The sequence below is a fragment of the Rhodohalobacter sp. 614A genome (assembly GCF_021462415.1).
Classification (GTDB): Bacteria; Bacteroidota; Rhodothermia; order Balneolales; family Balneolaceae; genus Rhodohalobacter.
This window is the reverse complement of record NZ_JAKEDS010000001.1, coordinates 1,797,454-1,818,441: the sequence shown is the minus strand read 5'-3', so window position 1 is coordinate 1,818,441 and position 20,988 is coordinate 1,797,454. Positions and strand designations below refer to the sequence as shown.

Below are 20,988 nucleotides of genomic sequence, written 5' to 3'. Positions count from 1 at the left end.
TTAATATTATTCAGCAGGGAGGTTCAAGATAGAAAATCATTTTTTTGAAATAAAAAGAACAACCGTATCCGGCAACGTTTCAATTTTGTTGAAATGGGGCAAACAGTTCTTTCCTGTTTATCTATTTATAAGATATGGTTCCCTAAGCTCTGGTTGCATCTTTAGTTCAGGGATTGTTTGATTTTGTAGAGAGGTGATTGGTTAGAAAAAAATGTTTATGAAAATAATGAATTATGGATGGCTAAATAGTTTTTTTGGCTTAGATTTTTCAACTCATTTTTTCTTCTAAAATAAAATAACACCTTTTTAAACTCATCTTCAGTCATTAACTGTTTTAAAGTGTCGAGATGTACTTGTAATTTTCGACCATAGTCGGTGGTAACCACCATATCTAAAAATAAGTCCAGGTAGTTGATTGATTCTTTTAGTTCCCTTGTTAAATAATCTCTTAGACTGAAATCCAATGGATTCTTCTCCTCATTTTTTAAAAGAAATGCCTCAGCATCCATCCACCTCCAGATTGATTGTTTGTAGTCGTCAAATATATCTTGATTAAATATGCTATCCTTCTTTTCCAGCCTGCGCTTAATTCTCAATAGATAATGAAAACATATGGTACCTTTAATATTTTCATCGAAATGAAAATATTCTTGTGCATTGTCTTCATCCATAATCTGATAAATAACTGTTGTAGCAAATTCATCCGATGATTTATCCCCCTGTAACTCTATTAAAAGTTCATAATCATCTTTTTTCCGACTTAAATATGTCGCAATTAAATAAGCAGCTTCTCTTTTTTCAGATAAATAAAATGCTCCAGCATCATTTTTAAGATCCTTAGCCAACCAAGATATGGCTATTAAAATATTTTTAGCAATTAATAACCCCTCATTTCTTATTATTCTGTGAACCCAATTCAATGAAAGTCTACGATATCCTTCAAAAGAGTCTTCTTTTGGAAAAAGTTCCTTTAATTTATCACATATATCCTTTATTGATTTAGCATCCTTCGCTGCTTTTAAAATATCCTCTTTAAAATTTTTACTCGCTAATTGTTGAATAACTTTATCACTAGAAGCTGAATAGAAATACAAAGGAAAAATTAGCGGATGAGAAATTTTTTGCTTTTGTTCAATCTCCTCTAATATTGGTAATCTATTTCGTCTAAAAGATTCTTCATTATAGTTTTCGTCAAAACTGGATTCCATCACGAGCTTAAGGAGTGGAAAGAGATCATAGAGTATTACAAGCCTTTTACTACCGTAGGTTTTATTTACCCCCTCTAAAAAAATGCGCTTTTCATGATAAATTCCTTTTAAATAAAGATGTTCTCTTGTTGATATCAATCCATCACAAATAAAAAAGCTGCCATTGTTTTTGATTAAACTAAACAATTTAAAATCCATAGCTTCAATCAATGACATAAGTATTAAATCAGGGGTGTATAGATCTCTCTTCAGTTTTTTAAAATTTGATTTTAATATTTGTGCAAAGCTTTTAAAATTTCGAAAATTTGTTACATAAGTTTGATAGTGTTTAAATATGGTTTTGATATCTTGATTTAGTTCTTCTTTAATACTTTTTTGATCATAACTACTCTGAAATTCTTCTATTACTTCATTAATCAAATCCCAAAAAAGTTCTTTTAATTTTTCATTTGATATAGATGGAACCTGATAAACCTTGTCAAAATACTTTCCAATAAAACTATTAAACTGATCCATTATTCACTCTATTTATTTAATTCTGATAACTGATCATATAAAACCTTATTAGTAGTTGCACTGACTAAAACAATATTACTCATATTGCTTTTTACAAGCCTTATCAATTTAAAAACTCCATTAATCTCCTGTTCCTTTAATCTATCTATTTCATCTATCTGAACAACGAAGGTTAGGTTTAGGCTATATAACCACCTTGAGATTTTCTTTAAATTTTTTCCTGGACTTTGCTTACTCAGAAAATAACTGATGAGTGAATTCAAGTAATTATTTTTTCCAAATGCTCCCACGATACTTTGCATGATCTTATACCGATCAAAAACTGGTATAATAAATCGCTCACTTAACTCTTCGATTATATTATTATAAAAGTGTAAGTATAAAATATTGGTATCCTCAAATTGGGAAACGTCAAAATATATAGTCTCAAGTGTATTAAAATTTCTTCCCTCTCGATCTTTCTCCGAGTTTATAATTTTTTCTCTCAGTAAATTTAACAAAGAAGTTTTACCGCTCCCCCATTCTCCTAGCAATAAATATGATTGTGCTTTAAATCGATGATCATAAGAAATTATATCAGAAAAAATTATTGACACCTGTCCTTCAAACCCAATCTTATCTTGAATGGATTTTTGAATAGGAAATTTTTCAATATAATTTTTCTCAGAATAGAATTTATCCCTTCTTAATTTTTCTTCTTTTCTTGATAAATAGACCGAAATTGGAGTGGCTAAAAGCACTATCAGAATTGTTGCTAGTACCACGTCACTTCTAAAAAAATAATAAGATTGGTACGTATCTGTACTTAATAATAAACTTGAAATGAAAATAACTAGCGATCCAAATACTAAATAGTGTTGAAAAATAGTACCGAAAATCCTGAATGATTTGAAAAGTCTTTTTATATATGAATGGCACCGATTACCGAATATTAAAAAGAAAAGGAAAAGAAAGAGGTATAAAAGTAGGACATGAAATATTTCTAAATTCTTGATATCCCAAAATAGAAAAGATAGATCATTCACTATCGCACTTTGTATATCCTCTATGAAAGAGTTATAAAGAGCTATAATTAACACAAGAAAAACTACCAATAATAGTTTTTTGTAACCTTTATGGTAAATAGACCAATTAACTATTCTCTTTAGGGTCTTTAAAAAATTCCGCCAAATAATTTTAAAATTTACTTGTAAGTGTCGTAGGTAGAATACCATCTATATCTTTTGAGTAATATTATATATCAATTTACTCATCAGAAAATAGTTTTGAATATTATAATTCTTTAACTAAAGATGATAATAATAGAATTAAGAGTTCAGTAATTCTTGAAGTTATATACAACCCTCACACGAAAATGTGATTGATAATCCACTCCTTTCCAGAGAAATTAGATTGAATGGATTCAATCATAAACCAGATTAATCATCATGAAAAAAATGTTCTGCTCTTTCGCCCTGTTGCTTCTTTTTCTGTCCGGTTGTACGGCTACGATGTACACAGCATCCGAAGAGCAATACCGTGAAAGATCACTCACAACAGAATCCATCAGCACGGATGGCATCGCACTGTTGCCCATTACCGGGGCCAATCAAACTTTTAACAGCGTGGTTTCGATGGCGGCAGATAGCGTTTTGCGAAGTTATCAATTCAGCAGGTATGCGGGGAGTCGCCAGGTTTCCAATCAACTAAACAACCGGGGACTGGTTCGCGATTACCAGGAAATGATCAATAATTATCACAGCAGCGGGATGATTGACAATTCTCAAATGAAGAAAATCGGTGAGGCGATCGAAGCGCGGTATTTATTAAAAATCCAGATTGGTTCTCTGAACAGCGCAACAGATACAGAAAGTGATTATGACGGAGATGTATACACCACCAGGGAGAAAAATGTGCGGATTTACGGCCTGCTGTGGGATGCCACCAACGGAAATGTAGTTTGGGAAGGAGCATCAACAGCTTTGGTTGAGGAAGAAGAATATACGGTTATTCGCCAAAGCGACCGGGAGTTTTATGAGGCTGCCACCAGTGAACTGATCCATAAATTACTCTCGCCTCGTTCCTGACGATATAGAATAAACAGCATTCAACTGCCTGAAATATATTCACATAAAAAGCTTTTACTTTCTTTAACCAATATTTCCCATTCAAACCGGGTTACATCTGTTATTTTCCTCAACAACAGAGTTTAAAATGTGTTATTTTTACTCCGTCTAAATAATAACCCCGTTTATCAGCGTCCCCGAGGAATTGCATTCCCCCTCAACATATCAAAGAATTATCAGCATCCTCACGATCGTGTTGCTTTGCTGGAACTTTGCCGGCACACTGGTTTCAGGTTTGGTGGTGAATCATCTCCACACGCAAAAAGACGGCCATTTTTGTGAAATCACTTTTTGTTCATGCAACGTGGAGAAAGGTCAAAAAATCTGTACCTGCCATCACCCGGAATTGCAGCATATGAATCACAGCCATGACAACAATATGGCTGAGTCCCATCATGAACCTTCTCCTCACGAAGAAGCCGGTTTTTGTTATTTCTCAGCCAATCATAACCAGGCACAAAGCATCCCGACCGTTCTGATTGAATTCAACAAATTGAACGCCGTTTATATGACGGATACTCCGTTGATCTATTCCTACAAAACCGACCGGCTTGAAATTCTTCGCGAACCCTCTCTTCCTTCCGGTATTGCGGATGAATTGTTGAAACCTCCCCGCGCATAGGCAAATACCCGTCTCTTCATATGTATTCAGAATAACCTGTTTTTACAGGATGATTCTGTTCTATTTCAAAAAACTTAAAAAGGTATTTAACTATGATTACGCTTAAAAGCTTTGGCCGTATTGCGGCCGTGGCGGCTTTGGTGTTTGCCGCCGTTTCTTGTAACACCACTTCAAATGATTCTGATTCCGACCTGAATTTACTTCCTGTCAACTCCGTTACTGTGGATGGTTATAAAATTTCGCTATTCGCAGAAAAAGCACTCGAAACCGGGGCAAATGATCTTTATTGGAAAATTGAGCAAGATGGCGAGGTTGTTCATCCGCAATCTTTCAGCATTTCCCCAATGATGGATATGGGCGAAATGATGCACTCTACCCCTTTTGATCAGCCCACCACTTCGCAGGAAGATGACCAGTACATGCAAAATATGGCTGTCTTCATTATGCCGGGCGGAGAAATGGGAAGCTGGTTTGTTGAGTTTGAACTTGAGACTCAAACCGGTGAAACCATATCCGGAAATATCCCTATTGATGTGGCTTCTTCATGGAGGCTCACAAGTGTTAGAGACAGCCAGGATCGCATCTATTTTATCACGTGGTATGCACCGGAAAAACCGGTCAGCGGAAATAACGATCTCACATTCTTGGTCCACACCCGAAACACCATGATGGATTTTCCTTCCGTTTCGGACGCAGAAATGGTTGTTTACCCCTATATGGATATGGGAGGCGGATCGGGGCATTCCACTGATTTCACGCCTCCAGTCGCCACCGGAAATGGTTTTTATGAGGGAGATATCAACTATAGCATGAGTGGAGTCTGGACCACCTCGGTTGAACTTACGATTGGTGAAGAAACGCTGCCTGAAGTTGTCTTTGAATACAGTGTTCAGGCGAAGTGATGGAAAACCAAACGAATATCCGGAAACCTTCCCTCCTGTTTTGGAGGGGAGAATATTCGAATCACAAAGACTACCCGATAAAAGAGAATCTGAGATTTCCGGTCACAGCCATGAAAAAAATATTCTTTTTCACCACACTGATCATCATCAGTACCGCGAACCTTTTTGCCCAAACCCGATCCATTGAAGTTCAGGACAACCGTACAAAAACACCCGTTATGGGTGCACATATCAAAGATCACCACGGGGGGGTTATTACAATCACGGATGAAAATGGATTGTTCAGAATCAATTCCGATGAATATGCCGAAATCACAATTTCTGCTTTGGGATTTTCAGACAAAGAAATCAGCCTTGATGGCATTGGTAATTTAATTTTTCTCGATCCGGTTATTTTCCGGCATACATCCGAACTGATTGTGGTTGGCTCAAAAGGTCAGGAGAATAATATTCATTCCTATCAGAACCGGCATGAAGCCCACAGCATGGATGAATTTTTAGATAACATCGATGGAATCACCGCTACAAAACGGGGAGCTTTTGGCTGGGAACCGGTCGTTCGTGGACAAAGTGATCAGCGCATGAACCTGATGATCGACGGCATGCAGGTGTTTAAAGCCTGTGTGGATAAAATGGATCCGATTACATCGTACGTGGAAACCAATAACCTTGAAAAACTCAGCATCGATAAAAGCGGATCGGGCATCGCCCAAAATGGAAACGGAAACAGCACAGTGAACCTGATCACACAAAAGGCAAAGTCAACTCCATTTTCCATGAACCTGAGTTCGTCCTACCGGGCGCCGGACAATTATCGAACGCTGAGTGCAACAGCCAATGGATCAGATTCATCCGGAAAACATGCATTTCGGTTATCAGGCACATACAAAAAAGCGGATGATTTTGTGGCCGGTGGTGACCGGGACATTGCAAACACCCAGTTTGAAAAAATGAACCTGAACCTCAGTTACAAGCATACGTTTTCATCCGGCCATTCAGTTGAAGCCAATTACATTACAGATAAAGCGTATGATGTGGGTTATCCTGCCCTGCTGATGGATGCCACGAAAGCGCTGGCGGATATTGGCCAGATTCAATTCCAATTCGCCCCGAATCAAAAAAACGTTCATGTTGAAACGGTTCAGTTTTACGCGAATGCGATCCGCCACACGATGGACGATTACGACCGCGATGTTGCCAATCGCTCCGTCATGCGCGGAATGTACATGCCCATGTATGGAACTACAAAAACGTTCGGAACGAGGGTCAACGGACATGCTATGTTGAAAAATCACAATGTAAACTGGTTTTTTAATGCTTTCTATTCTGAAGCTTACGGAGATATGTTGATGGAACCGCTGGACCCGGAAATTGAAGATATGATGATTTACAATATGGACGAGGTGATCACCCGTTCTGTAAGCCTTGGTTTGCGCCACCGGCTGGATCTGTCTGAAACCGTCATGTTGAAATTCGAGGAAAATATTCGGGTAAACAGCCTGGGCACCAACAGCGAGACTCACGCTTCATTCTTTGAAGGATTATACGACCGGGAACTGAGTACACAAACAAAACCACTCGTCTCCGCTTCGGGAAGCGTATTATGGATGCTGAATGACCGATGGAGCTTTTCAGGAAACCTGGTTTATTCACAGCGGATGGGGAATCATATCGAGCTTTTCGGACACTATATCTACAACTATACGGACGGTTATTTTTATGATGGAAATCCGTGGCTTAAAACCGAACATTCCCTGAATAGTGATCTTAATACAACCTGGGAAATGAACGACCAATCGATTTCACTTTCTCTGTTTCACAAACGATACTATCACTATATCGACGGAGTGATGTCTGATGCGGATAATATCAGCAATTTTGATTTCCAGTTTAAGCGGTATGACAATGTCGGCGATGCCATGATCCTGGGTGGAGAGTTGAGGTCCATCAACAATGTGGGACAATTCCTGAGATTGGAAAACCGCATCTCATATCTGTTCGCCCAAAACCTGACGCTGGACGAACCGTTGCCGTTAATTCCTCCGCTTAAAGGAATCAGCACGCTCAGCATCACAAAAAATCAAAATACACTGACTGCTGAACTGGAATGGTCGGCCGAACAAAACCGGATAGCAGAATCAACTTCTTCAGAGGATAAAACCGATGCGTATGCCATTGCGAACATCGCTTTTGAACGCTCGTGGATGAAGAATACACTCAACACGTCCATTCTGGTCAGCAACCTTACGGACAACTATTATCACACCCACACAAGCATCGGCAATATTCCTGAAGCCGGGCGGCGGGTGATGATTACCGTTTCTTACGGCTTTTAATCAAAAGGGGATCAAAATCCGCGAAGGTTTAGCAGCCTCGCGGATTTAAAGCATTCTATTTCTGCGTTTTCAAGAGGTCCCGAATTTCCGTCAGAAGTTGTACATCTGCCGGCGGTTCGGTGGGTGCTGGAGGAGCATCCGGTTCTTTCCTGGCCGTTCTTTCAAACAATTTAATCACCATAAAAATAGCCCACGCAACAATGATAAAATCCACAACCTGCTGGATAAACATTCCATAATTAATGGTAACGGCTGCAGCTTCTTCGGTGGCTTCTTGCAGTGTGATCATAAAAGAAGTAAAATCCACCCCGCCCAAAAGCAGGCCTATCGGCGGCATCAAAACATCATTCACAAAAGAAGTGACAATTCTGCCAAATGCGGCTCCAATCACAACGGCAACGGCGAGATCCAGTACATTCCCCCGCATTGCAAATTTTTTAAAATCACTGATCATGCTCATAATTGTCTCGTGTTAGTTAGTGGTAAGCTGTTGTTTACTTTACAACTTTTCGGAATTGGAGGCAATATGCTGGAGACAGAATTCACCGGTTCACTCTATTTGCATGCCCATTCTTTCCTGTATAAAAAGTAATTTCTCAGACACCAAACATTCAAATCCCTTCAAATCAATATTTTTCAATGATTTAGTGTACAATACTGAACCTGTCTCCTGATTTTTAAAATAGTTCTCTTTTTTTGACACAATTTCCCTTTTTACTTCGCATATACCAATAGCCAACACAGCACCTCTGTATATGGCAACCAATCAAGAAAAAAATAAATAACCCCAAATTTTACTTAAAAATGAGATCATATATGTTTTTTAAAAAGATAGCCATGATTGCTGTTTTAGCACTACTTCTTGTTTCCTGTGGTGATGACTCTCCATCTGGTTCCGATGACGGAAGCGCTCCAACTCTTCCTTCTCTCGAAAACATTCAACCAGACTTGTCTTTTTTCCTCAATAATAATCCGCAAAAAGCGACACAGACGTCAGCTAATTTTAGTGTAGCTAAAAACCTTGCATTATCATTAAGCTATTTTTCTTCTTTCGGCCAGATTTACACCGGATTCTTCCAGGGTGCTTCACAATCTCAAGCCGAAATGGAAAATGGTGCATGGGTATGGGACTATGACTACTCCTATGGAGGAGAAGTTGCTTCGGTTGTTTTAACATCAAGAGAAACCGGTAACGAACTCTTGTGGGATTTGACGATGTCTTATAATGGCCCGGAAGGAAGTTTTGAGAATTATACCCTTATATCCGGAAGAACCACAAAAGACGGATCAAGTGGCAGCTGGACACTAAATGCACTGTCTTCGAATGGATCTAACGAGGTTCCATTGTTGGTTTCTGAGTGGGAAAAACAAGGAGACTCTCAGATTAATATTGAAACTAACTTTTACGGAGATGGAGGCGCTATTGAAGGTTCCTACACTTATACCCAGGATGCAAGTGACTTTATGATGACGGTCTCAGGGCTTGAAAGTGGAAGTGGTTCTGCTGTCCACTGGAATACAGATACCCAGGAAGGTTATTATGAAACAGACTCCGAGCGTAAATGCTGGGATGGTAATTTACAAGACACTCCTTGTTGATATGGCGATTTAAAAGCCCAAAAAAAAGCCGAATTGGTTTATTCCAGTTCGGCTTTTTTATTTGATGGGATTGATATTCAGATGATTTCCACTCTGGGGATTTGCTATTCCACCCGGGAGATAAATTGCTAGTTCTAGTTAAAAACTGATCGGATTCATAGCCAATAAAAAAAGCCCGCAATTTATAAATTGCGGGCTTTTGAGTGCCCTCGACTGGATTCGAACCAGCACGCCGTTTCCAGCACTGCCCCCTCAAGACAGCGTGTCTACCAATTCCACCACGAGGGCTTGGTATCTAAAATCAATAAATTAAAATGCTCCTTTCAGAGCTTTAAAAGGTAAGGGTTTTTCCCTTTAAATGGAAAGTTTTATAGAAAGGAAATTTGAATATTGAAGACGAAACAAGGAATGACGATCTTCAAACGCTTTGTTCAAAGTTCTGACTTCCCTGTTCAACGTTCTTGATTCCCGAAATTGAAATTTCTCCATGATGAACGAACCGAATTTTCGTAGTTTATCATCAAACCAAAAAATTTACCAAACATGACCAACCAGGAAGTAGCCGATAAACTTCGCGAAGTATATACCCTGATGCAGCTGGCGGGTGAAAACCGGTTCCGGGCCATTGCCTTCGACCGGGCAGCACAAACCATCGAAGGACTAAATGATGAAATCCTCAAACATATTGAAGAAGACACGCTGACGGATATTAAGGGAATTGGAAAATCAATCGCGGATGATGTCAAAGCGTATCATGCAACCGGCACCATGCCGGTACTTGAAGATTTGAAAGAGCGGGTTCCGGCCGGGCTGATTGAATGGACGAACATCTCAGGACTCGGCCCAAAAAATATCCTCAAAATCCATAAGGAACTCGGAATTACTACTATTGCAGAACTCAAAGAATCTTGCAAAAACGGTGAGGTTGCTGCTCTTTCAGGACTTGGACAAAAGTCCGCCGATAAAATTCTGAAGTCCATCGCCTATCTCGAAGAGTATGGCGAGCGTTGCCACCTGAATGATGCATTGGCGATTGCCGAGCCTATTTTTGAGTTTGTGAAAAACCTCGATGGTGTGATTCAGGCGGATATCGCAGGTTCGCTCCGCCGTTCGCGCGAAACCATTGGCGATATTGACATTCTTGCATCTGCAGAACAGGAAAATACCGAGGCTGTTTTTGATGCATTCGTCACTCATGAATTGGTGGTAGAAGTTTTAGGACGCGGTGAAACCAAGAGTTCGGTTCGCTCGCAAACCGGACGGCAAGTGGATCTTCGAATCGTAAAACCCAAAGAGTACCCGGCGGCACTGATGTATTTCACAGGAAGCAAGGAGCATAACATTGTTTTAAGACAGCGTGCCCGCGAACGGGGAATGGCACTTAACGAATATGGGCTTTTCAAGCTCACAGAAGATAAAGAGACCGATTTTGATCAACCGGTGGAAACCGAATCGGAATCGGATATTTATCAGAAACTTGGGTTGAACTTTATCCTGCCGGAACATCGCGAAGATCGTGGTGAATTTGAGTATTACGAGGAAAATGATGAGATGGATCTCCTTCAGGAATCCGACATCAAAGGAGTTGTACATGCCCACAGCACCTGGAGCGACGGCAAATATACCATCCAGCAAATGGCGGAAGCCAGCATGGAGCGAGGCTATGAGTATCTTGCCATTTCCGATCATTCTAAAACAGCCGCTTACGCCGGCGGACTTTCCATTGATGAGGTTAAACAACAATGGGATGAAATTGATGAACTCAACGAAACCTTTAAAAATGACGGGAAGAATTTCAAAATCTTCAAAGGAATTGAGTCGGATATCCTGGGAGACGGATCACTGGATTATCCCGAAGAAATCCTGGCCGGGTTTGATTTTGTAATTGCCAGTGTTCACAGCGCTCTGGAATTACCTCTTGATAAAATGATGATGCGTTTCGAAAGCGCCATCAAAAATCCCTATACGCGGATTGTAGGACATCCCACGGGCCGTCTCTTGTTAAGACGGGAAGGAAGCAAACTCGATCTCAATAAATTGATTGAACTTGCTGTTCAGGAAAACACGGCGATTGAAATTAACGCAAATCCCTGGCGGCTGGATCTTGACTGGCGGTTTGGAAATAAGGCAAAAGAGGTTGGTTTGATGACGTCCATCAACCCGGATGCACACAGCACGGACGGAATTGATGATATTCGCTATGGCGTGATGATCGCACGAAAAGCAAAGTTTGGCCCAGATCGCGTTCTAAATACCTGGAGTGCGGAAGAGTTTGGGAAATGGATAAAAGGCGAGTATTGAGTATCGGGTCATAAGTATGGAGATTGTGCCAAACATGTATTCAAGCTTCAATTAAACGAAATAACATGGATCCATCCAAGAGTTTAACATATACTTCTTATCTGAAAGTCAAAGAGCTGCTGGAACTGCAACAGCCTGAATCGGAACCGGAGGAACATGATGAAATGCTGTTTATCATTATCCACCAGGTTTATGAACTTTGGTTCAAACAGATTCTGCATGAGTTCGACAAGTTGAGAGTTGATCTTGAGGCCGGCAAAACGTGGTCATCGGCCAAAACTTTGCGGCGGGTTCTCACCATTCTAAAAACGATGGTTTCACAAATCGATGTTTTGGAAACGATGACTCCGCTTGAATTCAACAGTTTTCGGGGATTTTTACAGAATGCCAGCGGATTTCAATCGGTTCAATTTCGCGAAATGGAAATCATCTGTGGAATGCGGTCGCCTCATGTCATCAACGTACACGAATCTCAACCTGATCTTCAGCAAAACCTTCTGGATCGGGAGAAAGAATCTACTCTTTGGGAAAGCTTCTGTGCCTATCTGCAAAAACGCGGATATAATATTAAAATACCAGAAAGAGCCAACGAACAGGGTTTGGTTCATAATCCATCCGAATATAATCAAACAAAATTGGTTGAGATTATGAAAGATGATCCCGAAGCAGCTCTTCTCTGTGAACTGCTTGTAGATTATGATGAAGGCTTGATGGAATGGAGATATCGCCATGTAAAAATGGTGGAACGAACGATCGGCACTAAACGGGGAACCGGCGGATCCGATGGCTCAAAATATCTGCGCCAAACACTGAACAACCCAATCTTCCCGGATTTATGGGCGATCCGTGCGAAGTTTTAATTCAATGTCAATGAAAAAAATATCTCTCCTGTCATCGCGGGCCCAATGTTTTCATCGTGTGGCGATTCCTGTTTTTTTATAGAAGAGATTGCCCCATAGGAATCACCTCGGGGCTTCGCGTTACTCGCAATGACGGTTTCACACTATTCTTCCCGCTTCCACAACCAATTCTTTGAAAATATTTCGCTGGCGGGAGATCTGCATTAAATATTCGGGGTGCCATTGAACACCGATCACAAAGGAATAACCAGTATGTTCAATGGCCTGCCAGACACCTGAATAAAGTTCTTTTGCCGTTTTCTGCAATCCCTCTCCTAATTTGTCGATAGCCTGGTTATGAAGCCCATTCACATCACAGGTCTCCGTTTGAAGCAATTTTTCCAATTTCGAGCCGGCTTTAATCGTGATTCTTTTCTTGGGAAAAATCGTCGATACCTGCGGTTGTTCAGCATAAAATCCACTGATATCCTGGTGAAGGGAACCGCCGAAATGTACATTAATCAACTGCATTCCCCGGCAGATTCCCAGTACGGGTTTTTCCAGGTCAAGGGCTTTTTTTAAAAGATCAAATTCAAGTTTATCGCGGGCGGGATCTACCGGATGTTTTTTTGTGTGCTGAAAATATCTCGCAACCCAATAAACGGGAAAGAAAAGTATGGTCAATATCCATTCGAAAATGGTTCTCTCACTTTTTTTAAGCGTCCCTTTTACCTCGCGTTCCTGGCCGTATTTATCGGGTTCAATATCAGCGCCGCCTCCTAATATCAACCCATCAATCTGACCGATGGAAGCTGGTTCTTTAGGCCGGATTCTCTTCGCCTTTCCACCTGCAATCCAGACACAAAAAGCAGTGCACATCCAGGCAAACCGGCCGCCGTCATCCGGTCCGCAAACACCAATAACAGCTCTCTCTTTACCAAACATCCTCAGCCCATTCACCTATTCTTTCAAGCCATTTTGCTTCAAACCGAATCATCGTTTCGCTCCACATTTTCAGATATTCGCTGCTCAATTGATGCAGTTTATCCTCATCTGCAGCCAGTCTTTCAGCAAGAACCCAGCGATTCCATTCTGCTGCCATTGTCCACGTTTCATCTTCCAGCGAACAATTCGGCAACCGATAATGAAAGGTCGGTCTTGCTGATGTCAGTGTATCCTCAAGAAAACCAGCCGTTAGTTCTTCATCCAAAAACATAAATAGCGGCTGCATGTCCAGCGGCCTGTTTCGGTTATTTCCATAATCAAAATAGTCTTTGATGAATTGTGCTTGATCAGGCTGATAACCGGGATTCAAAATATGTTGTATATAATCGTTCTCATAACGATTGATAAATGGTGTCAGGCGCCGGCTTACGTCGATATTTGCCTGTTTTCGAATCCACGGTTCAAACAAAACAAATGCCCGTAAATGATTTAAAATACTTTGGGTTGAGTTATCCGGAATTTCCGGATTGATATGCAGGCCAAAAGCATACACAAATGAACTGCCGGTTCCTTTTGCTTTCCGATTTCTCAGTTCGTCAACCATCCTGGTCAATTCCATAATCTGAGAAAGTGGAACCGGAGGTGTGATAATTTCATAAGGAACAATGGAAGAAGCGAGTTCCATTAACGAATCCTCAAATGTCTCCTGATTTTTGGCGGTTGAAATGTCAATACCAATCGTTTCAAGAAACTTTTCGTATTTCTTTTCGCGGATAAGCTGTGCATCTAATTCCAGTCCGAAATCGCCAAAACGGGTTCTTTCGATGCTGAATTCATACGTAGAAAGTTGCTTGACTTCCCCTCCATACAGCTCCGAAATCATGGCTGCAACATCATCCATTTCAACGCCGGTAAACTCAAACTCAAATCCGGCAGAGCGTTCTTTTCCTTCGGAATTTGTAGTTTTTGGAGGTTTTAAAAACTCCTGTTTCATATTGTGATAAGGTTCATTTCTTAACTGAACATCCTGAAAAGAAAAATTATTCCATTGAGATGAGAAGGGGGAAACTTTCTCCTGTTTCAGGTTTATTTTTTAAGAAACGAAGTTCAAAAAGCTGTCCGGTTCTCCATGGCTCAATAAATTCATCGTAATTTTTAGATCCCGGATTTCCACTTTGGCCGCCCGGATAAACACCATAGCCACGGACTTCAGGTCCCACTTCCACTACCATTCTCCATGAAGGTCCGTGAGTACCGTTTGTAGCATTGATTGCATCTGATGCCCCGCTGCTAAACACATCCTGAATGCCCATCCCCGGCAAGTAGGCAAGATGATGAATATCATTATTAATGACATGCCCCCATTTCCAGCTATCACCGTATTCACCAAATTCCTCTGTGAGTTCTGCGATGGTTTCTATAAAGGATGTGGTAGCCCGTTCAGAACGCGTTTCAACTTCTTCGGTGGTAATATCATCGATGAATGATAAGTCCGGCTCATCTTTAATCACTTCCACAAATCGATCCCGGTCCGGGTAACGCAGGATGGCTTCCGTTGTCTCATACTCATCATAAAATATCGATTCGTAAAAATTTGAAGCCCAACTTCGAAACACGGATGGAGCACTCTCCTCCGCTTCCATGTACCAATCCCATTCAATCAAAGTATTATAAATCTCCATCTCCCCTTCGTCCAGATCTTCTGTCTGAACCCAATCCAACAGCGACGGAAGCAAAGTTTCGGCATAATAACTGTAGGAATCCATCTGCATGAATTGAATATCGTCGATTGTGATATTTTCCATCTGGCCCAATAAATCGTTAATGCGCCGGCCTCTTTCGAATGGAGCAAAATCATCGTCCAGGTAATAGGGATAATCTGGCGCGGTCGATTCCTGGTTTGCCGAACTTACAAATCCGCGTACCGGATTTTTGATATGCGGCACCTGATCTCGCGGAACCCATCCCTGCCAGTCGTAAGCAGGATCGGTTCCATCACTGACTGTTCGCCCCTGGTACTTCCACTTTTTAGGGAATTTTCCATTCACCCAAAGGGCGATATCCCCCTGGTTACTTGCGAACACAAAATTTTGTGCCGGTGCTGTAAAATTCTTTAATGCCTCTACATAATCATCATAATTTTCCGCACGGTTCAAACCATAAAAGGTCATTAAATCGTTGGAGCCTTCGTGGGCAATCCAGCGCATAGCATGGTAAGCGGGTTCACGATTTTCATCCATTTGTGAAGTGACTTCGGTCACCGGCCCGTGATGAGTATAAACGACGGTATCAATTACTGTCTCTCCACCTCGAACGGCATATTCTTCAATTCTGAAAGTTGTGGGTTTCCATTGATTGTCGTGCCAGTATTCTTCTTTGGATTCATCTCTGAACTGAATTTCGTACCAGTCCAGAACATCCGCCCCGACATTGGTCACGCCCCAGGCTATATTTTCATTAAATCCAATAACAATTCCCGGAGCACCCTGCAGTGTAACCCCATACGAATTGATGCCCGGAGCATTGAGTTGAATTTCGTACCAAATCGAAGGAAGGGTTAAGCTGAGATGCGGGTCATTCGCCAAAATCGGGTAACCTGATTGCGTTTTGGTACCGTCTACCGCCCAATTATTGCTGCCAACACCTTCCGGCGGTTCGTACGGACTGATTTCCCGTGCAGAAGCCGGTACGTAAATCGAATCGGGAGCTGGTGGAAGTTCAGCTTCAAAATCCCATTCTCTGGAAGGCGGGATAATCGGATCGGTCAGTTCGGGTTTAACCGTAAACCATTTTTCAATAAAATCCTGACCAAAATACTTCATGGTGTTGCTGGTACGGTCGTCATTGCTTCGCCCTGCCAGCGTCAGCGACATGTTTTTAAGCAATAGTGCTGTTTTAAGCGGCTCCCATTTTTCGGGAGCTATATCAAGAATTTTATACTCGAGAGGATATTTTTTTTGAGTCAGGCTTTCGATATATGCATTTACACCATCAGAATAAGCAGTAACCACTTCCCAGATCTGAGGATTTTTTTGAATTTCTTCGATGGCTTTTTCGGCACCGTAGGCCATGCCCCATCGGCGGTTGCGTCTGTCTCTGTCCAAAATAGAAGGACCGATAATTTCAGATAGCCGACCTGCGGCATCGTATGTCTGTAGCTCCATCTGAAAAAGGCGATCCCGCGCAGTAATGTATCCCTGGGCATAATAAAGATCATGCTCATTTTGTGCGAAGATGTGCGGCACTCCCCTTTCATCAAAATAGATCTCAACGGCTTCCTGCAGATCATTCATATTCAATGTGATGGTGCCGGTTAACTCACCTGTTTCAGCATTTCCCCAAAACCCCTGGATTGGTGAAAGAAAAGACCCAAGAGGCGGCACAGAACCAAATCGTGTTGAAAGTGCAAAAAGAAGAACTGCAAGAATGGCTGTGGAGATAAACAGAGAAATTTTCTGCAACATAGAATTTTATTTGAGTAAGGGACGAAAGAACATAAAAAGATTTAACTAAAAAAGGTGATTCAAAATCGGTTTTTAAAGAATTCAATCCATGTGTAAAAATGATTATTTGATTCTTTTGTGATGGTTTTAGATCCATTAATCCCGATCATAAATAAGTGACTCAGGTCACGATTTGAAAATCGGTCCATGAGTTTTGTTTCTTTCCCAACACACAGGGGTCGGGTGTAAAAGCCCGGCCTTTTGTTTTGTGATTTTTATTGCGGATAAAGTGACGCAATTCCTGGTGTAAATAAACGGTAAGATTGCCGCGCTTCGCTCGCAATGACTCTACGCCAATTCTGAGCCAAACTCACCAAAACAGCAGCTTCATACAAAACACGCTGCCACCACTTTTCAGAAATTCATATGTACTGAATTCATGAACGGCAAACCCGGCATCTCTCAGGTTTTTATTTACATCTGTACAACCTTGTTGGATGAATACGTTTTTTCCATCCGGGCAGGTAGCGTTTACAGCAAGTAATTTTTCAGCCTCATATCTGGTTGCGACAATGACATTATCAAAGAGTTTATGGATGAGCTTGAGTCCCTCTTCTGTAAAGGCATCCGGATAGATCAAAACCGTCGACTCATTCAAAATGCACATGCATGTATCCAAATGATAAAATGCCTCTTCCGTCAATTCAAGGGCGAGGACGGGTACATCCAACGAATCAGAAACCTGTTCCAGCGCCGTTATGGAAGACCGGAATCCGAATCCGCCCCATAATAATTGCCTTTTAAAATGCCAGAGAGCATCACCCATTCCTTCAAAATACTGAGTCCGTTCTGTATCAAGATGCAGAATTTCGTAATCCTGTTTTCGAAACCACTTTTCAATGGCCTCCACTTCGGGTTTACGTTGCGGGGTTCGCATGAGGCCCATTACAATTTTCTTATTGCCGGCTTTATCTACATATGGCAGACTTTGGTTCGCACAGAAAACCATATCCGGCAGGCCTTTTTCCCCTTCAATAACCTGAACATCCAGAGATAATTCCTGAAAACCATCCATCAGACGCTCCCACTCATTCTGGGCCTGTATTTTATCTACATCTCCAATTTGGCCTTTCATATGTGGATTTATAACATATTCCACATCAAAATAGGTGGGCTTGACCATGAGCACACGGTCAGGTGCCGGCATGGCTGGTAAATTGGAAAGTTTAAAATCAATTTCATCAACTGATGTATAAATACGACTCATGCTTCAATACTTTTTAGAGGTGCTTGACTGCTTTTTAGCCACAATAGAATTGTCGAATAAATATACGGTTTATTCAAGCCAAATAAATATGGTGGAAGATCTTTCCAGCAGAGGCATTGACAGAAACTTTGCAATCTCTCCAACTTCAAAACGTTTCTATAGCACTTGGCGAATCTCCGCGAAACTGTTAGCTTAAACTCCATGCTGTTAGATCCAAATTTGCTTACACAACTTGCCCCGCTCGACCTGAAAGCCCGCACTATTGTAGAGGGCTTTATTGCGGGATTACACCGAAGTCCGTATCACGGATTTAGCGTGGAGTTTGCCGAGCACCGCCCCTACAACCAGGGAGATGATTTCAAACACATCGACTGGAAAGTGTATGGAAAAACCGAACGTTTTTATGTGAAACGGTATGAGGCAGAAACAAACCTCAGAGCCCATATTGTACTTGATGTGAGCAGTTCCATGTATTTCAAGCATTTTGCTGAATGGAGCAAACTTCGATATTCCATTCACTATGTTGCGGCTCTCATTCATATGATGCATCGGCAGCGCGATGCCTGCGGGCTGGTAACTTTTGATGAGGATATTATTCATAATTTCCCCGCGAAATCATCCTACAGCCATATCCGTATGCTGTTTAACGAGCTGGAAAAAATTCTGGATGGAGAGCCCAAAAAAGCTACCGAAAAACGGGCGTCTGCTTCGGCCAAAGCACTCCACAAACTCGCTGAAACCCTGAAGCGCAGAAGCCTCGTGGTAATTGTTAGTGATTTGTTTGAAAACGTTCAGGGCCATAGTGACCTGATCTCTTCACTGAGACATCTCAAACATCAAAAACATGAAGTTCTTCTATTCAATATTCTTGAAAAGAAAAGTGAACGCGAGCTCGATTTCCCGGATGGAAAATTCCTGTTTGAGGATATGGAAACCGGGTCAGAACTGGAAGTAATTCCGGCCCAGGTAAAAGAAGATTACCAGAAAAAAGTAGCCGAGTATACCCAACAATTTAAAGTGGCCTGCAGCGAAGCCGGTGTGGATTTCGAAGAGATTGATACCCAAAGCCCGTTTGATTTGGCTCTTCTTGCTTATCTTAATAAGAGGAAACGGTTGGTTTAAAATTCCAAATCTTTGTAAAACTCATCACTTCTTTCCAAGCTCTCACTCAATCGTTATAGGCGGAGTCATAAGCCAGTATTCCTTAGGATTTACTGTGCTGTTGTGTGGGTCTACATCTTTAAGGTGCTTCGGTTTAATTTTCAAAGGCGCAAACCCCACAGCCTTTGCGCCTGTGAATTCAGGCAAACGTAACTTTATTGTGCCGACCTGAATTTGATCCTGTGAGGGAATAACAGACTCATTGTAGTCAGAATGATACACCATCTTACTCGGATCAAAATTGGGAAAGATAAGCTTGGAATCTTTATAGATGGCTATGTGTGCAAAATCTCCTGAATGGATAATCACCTGATCCGCCTCCTTTTCATTCGTTATAAAAAACACAAAATGGATACTGTCATTTTGAGCTTTACTTATTTCAATACGTGCTTCAAGTCTCACACTGTCGGGAAGCTGGTCTCGTTGATAAAGCGACTTAACGAATTCGGGTCTTGTATCTCCATTATTATTATTATTACATCCAACAAAGAATGCTATGATTAATAAACTGATGATCTTTGATGATGAATTGCTTTTATAGCCCATTATTCTGCGAATTGGGTTGAAATGATTTTGTTCTCGTTGATAAATATCAGTTCACAAAAGCTTACAAGATTTGAACTATACTGCAAAATTAAACCTGTCAAGCTTGTCACACGGAAAAAAATAACTCAAGAGAAGTTCATAACCTGCAGTGAAGCCGGTGTGGATTTCGAAGAGATTGACACCCAGAGCCCATTTGATCTCGCACTTCTTGCTTATCTCAACAAACGAAAACGACTGGCATAAACTTTTTTTACGTTACGTTTACTCTCCTCAGGATTTTATTGAGCAAACGCAGGGATAAACGCCTCACGTAAATTGCCAGAATTTCCCGACCGCCTATATACACTTCCATTTTTTTCTTTGCCAGCTTGGGCAGAAGTTTACGCACAAATTCTTTCGGCGGCATTCCCTTCTCCATTGCATCATCTACTTTGTTGTACTTACTTCCATCGGCGGTTAATGCATTCTCAGATATATGTGTTTGAATGAATCCGGGACAGACGAGTGTCACATCAATGTCATATTCATACACTTCCTGGCGAAGGCAATCGAACCAACCGTGTAAAGCGTGCTTAGCTGCTGCGTATGCCGAACGATATCGTGTTCCCAATTTGCCCATCACACTGCTAATCACCACAATATGGCCTGATTTCTGCTCAATAAATGTCGGCAAAAGCTCTTTCGTCAGGCCTACGGTGCCAAAAAAGTTCACTTCCATCAACCGGCGAATGGATTCCATGGTAGAGTTTACAGCAAATGCCCGCTGACTCATCCCGCCATTATTGATAAGCATATCTATGGATCCGAATTGAGCTTTTGCTTCTTCCACTTTGTCCGGAAAAGATTCGCTTTCCGATAAATCCAGGGGAATAATTTTTACCATTTCTTCACTATTCTCACAATTGTCTTTTACCCGCTGTAATTCTTCAATACGCCGTGCGGAAAGAATCACTTTCGCGCCCTTTTTATTAAACTCATAAGCCAACGCTTCACCAATTCCTGAAGATGCTCCGGTAATCCAAACGACTTTTTTTGGTAAATCCATTGAGTATTTTTTTTATAATTGTTTATTCTTTGCTCAAATATAAAGTTTACGACAGGCAGATTCGATTGAAAGGTTCGTAAAGAATCTTCCATTCAAATGATTATTTTATACCCTTGGGCATTAGCTTAATTATTTTAAATGAACGTTCCAATT

At 41.2% G+C, this 20,988-nt stretch carries 17 protein-coding genes and 1 tRNA gene; 8 read left to right on the top strand and 10 right to left on the bottom strand.

Annotated features, from left to right (window positions below):
- Positions 1–215 precede the first annotated feature (215 nt).
- Both L0B18_RS07355 and L0B18_RS19830 read right to left on the bottom strand, forming a co-directional pair.
- Entirely contained in the window at positions 216–1,724 is a 1,509-nt protein-coding gene (locus L0B18_RS07355; protein WP_234570850.1) for a hypothetical protein, read from the bottom strand.
- Between the two features lie 8 nt (positions 1,725–1,732).
- Positions 1,733–2,488, bottom strand: coding sequence for a P-loop NTPase fold protein (locus L0B18_RS19830; protein ID WP_234570848.1), 756 nt, complete (start codon positions 2,486–2,488; stop codon positions 1,733–1,735).
- Positions 2,489–3,151: 663 nt separating this feature from the next.
- Here L0B18_RS19830 and L0B18_RS07345 point away from each other — a divergent pair.
- From L0B18_RS07345 to L0B18_RS07330, 4 genes are all read left to right on the top strand, one after another.
- On the top strand, positions 3,152–3,790 hold the full coding sequence (locus L0B18_RS07345) for a hypothetical protein (protein WP_234570847.1): 639 nt from the start codon (positions 3,152–3,154) through the stop codon (positions 3,788–3,790).
- Positions 3,791–4,025: 235 nt separating this feature from the next.
- Complete coding sequence (locus L0B18_RS07340) at positions 4,026–4,451, top strand: hypothetical protein (RefSeq protein ID WP_234570845.1); 426 nt, start codon at positions 4,026–4,028, stop codon at positions 4,449–4,451.
- Between the two features lie 92 nt (positions 4,452–4,543).
- Complete coding sequence (locus L0B18_RS07335; RefSeq protein ID WP_234570843.1) at positions 4,544–5,353, top strand: FixH family protein; 810 nt, start codon at positions 4,544–4,546, stop codon at positions 5,351–5,353.
- The gene (locus L0B18_RS07330) at positions 5,353–7,689 is read left to right on the top strand and encodes a TonB-dependent receptor (protein WP_234570841.1); all 2,337 of its coding nucleotides are present in this window, start codon (positions 5,353–5,355) and stop codon (positions 7,687–7,689) included. The genes L0B18_RS07335 and L0B18_RS07330 overlap by 1 nt, the downstream gene beginning before the upstream one ends.
- 55 nt (positions 7,690–7,744) lie before the next feature.
- Here L0B18_RS07330 and mscL read toward each other — a convergent pair whose 3' ends face one another.
- The gene (gene mscL, locus L0B18_RS07325; RefSeq protein ID WP_234570839.1) at positions 7,745–8,149 is read right to left on the bottom strand and encodes a large-conductance mechanosensitive channel protein MscL; all 405 of its coding nucleotides are present in this window, start codon (positions 8,147–8,149) and stop codon (positions 7,745–7,747) included.
- Positions 8,150–8,505: 356 nt separating this feature from the next.
- Between mscL and L0B18_RS07320 the strand changes: the two genes are divergently transcribed.
- Entirely contained in the window at positions 8,506–9,288 is a 783-nt protein-coding gene (locus tag L0B18_RS07320) for a hypothetical protein (RefSeq protein ID WP_234570837.1), read from the top strand.
- Between the two features lie 204 nt (positions 9,289–9,492).
- Here the strand turns inward: L0B18_RS07320 and L0B18_RS07315 are convergent.
- Positions 9,493–9,576: transfer RNA gene (locus L0B18_RS07315), tRNA-Leu, on the bottom strand.
- A gap of 255 nt (positions 9,577–9,831) precedes the next feature.
- On the opposite strand from L0B18_RS07315, the gene polX reads away from it, so the two are divergent.
- Together polX and L0B18_RS07305 are read left to right on the top strand one after the other, a co-directional pair.
- Positions 9,832–11,589: a DNA polymerase/3'-5' exonuclease PolX gene (gene polX, locus L0B18_RS07310; protein WP_234570835.1), complete on the top strand. Its 1,758-nt coding sequence runs from the start codon at positions 9,832–9,834 to the stop codon at positions 11,587–11,589.
- Between the two features lie 65 nt (positions 11,590–11,654).
- The gene (locus L0B18_RS07305; RefSeq protein WP_234570833.1) at positions 11,655–12,449 is read left to right on the top strand and encodes a tryptophan 2,3-dioxygenase; all 795 of its coding nucleotides are present in this window, start codon (positions 11,655–11,657) and stop codon (positions 12,447–12,449) included.
- Between the two features lie 138 nt (positions 12,450–12,587).
- Here L0B18_RS07305 and L0B18_RS07300 read toward each other — a convergent pair whose 3' ends face one another.
- From L0B18_RS07300 to L0B18_RS07285, 4 genes are all read right to left on the bottom strand, one after another.
- Complete coding sequence (locus tag L0B18_RS07300; protein WP_234570831.1) at positions 12,588–13,373, bottom strand: gamma-glutamyl-gamma-aminobutyrate hydrolase family protein; 786 nt, start codon at positions 13,371–13,373, stop codon at positions 12,588–12,590.
- On the bottom strand, positions 13,363–14,367 hold the full coding sequence (locus L0B18_RS07295; protein WP_234570829.1) for an amidoligase family protein: 1,005 nt from the start codon (positions 14,365–14,367) through the stop codon (positions 13,363–13,365). The genes L0B18_RS07300 and L0B18_RS07295 overlap by 11 nt, the downstream gene beginning before the upstream one ends.
- Positions 14,368–14,413: 46 nt before the next feature.
- A complete protein-coding gene (locus L0B18_RS07290; protein WP_234570827.1) occupies positions 14,414–16,837 on the bottom strand; it encodes a penicillin acylase family protein in 2,424 nt (807 codons plus the stop codon).
- A gap of 349 nt (positions 16,838–17,186) precedes the next feature.
- Positions 17,187–18,083, bottom strand: a complete 897-nt coding sequence (locus tag L0B18_RS07285; RefSeq protein ID WP_234570826.1) for a dimethylarginine dimethylaminohydrolase family protein — start codon at positions 18,081–18,083, stop codon at positions 17,187–17,189.
- A 201-nt stretch (positions 18,084–18,284) separates the two neighbouring features.
- Here L0B18_RS07285 and L0B18_RS07280 point away from each other — a divergent pair, with 201 nt between their 5' ends.
- On the top strand, positions 18,285–19,205 hold the full coding sequence (locus L0B18_RS07280; protein WP_234570824.1) for a DUF58 domain-containing protein: 921 nt from the start codon (positions 18,285–18,287) through the stop codon (positions 19,203–19,205).
- 42 nt (positions 19,206–19,247) lie between these two features.
- Here the strand turns inward: L0B18_RS07280 and L0B18_RS07275 are convergent, their stop codons facing one another.
- Positions 19,248–19,790 carry a hypothetical protein gene (locus L0B18_RS07275; protein WP_234570821.1) on the bottom strand — a complete coding sequence of 181 codons (543 nt, stop codon included), beginning with the start codon at positions 19,788–19,790 and terminating at the stop codon, positions 19,248–19,250.
- Positions 19,791–20,040: 250 nt separating this feature from the next.
- On the bottom strand, positions 20,041–20,835 hold the full coding sequence (locus tag L0B18_RS07270) for an SDR family oxidoreductase (RefSeq protein ID WP_234570818.1): 795 nt from the start codon (positions 20,833–20,835) through the stop codon (positions 20,041–20,043).
- Between the last annotated feature and the right edge of the window lie 153 nt (positions 20,836–20,988).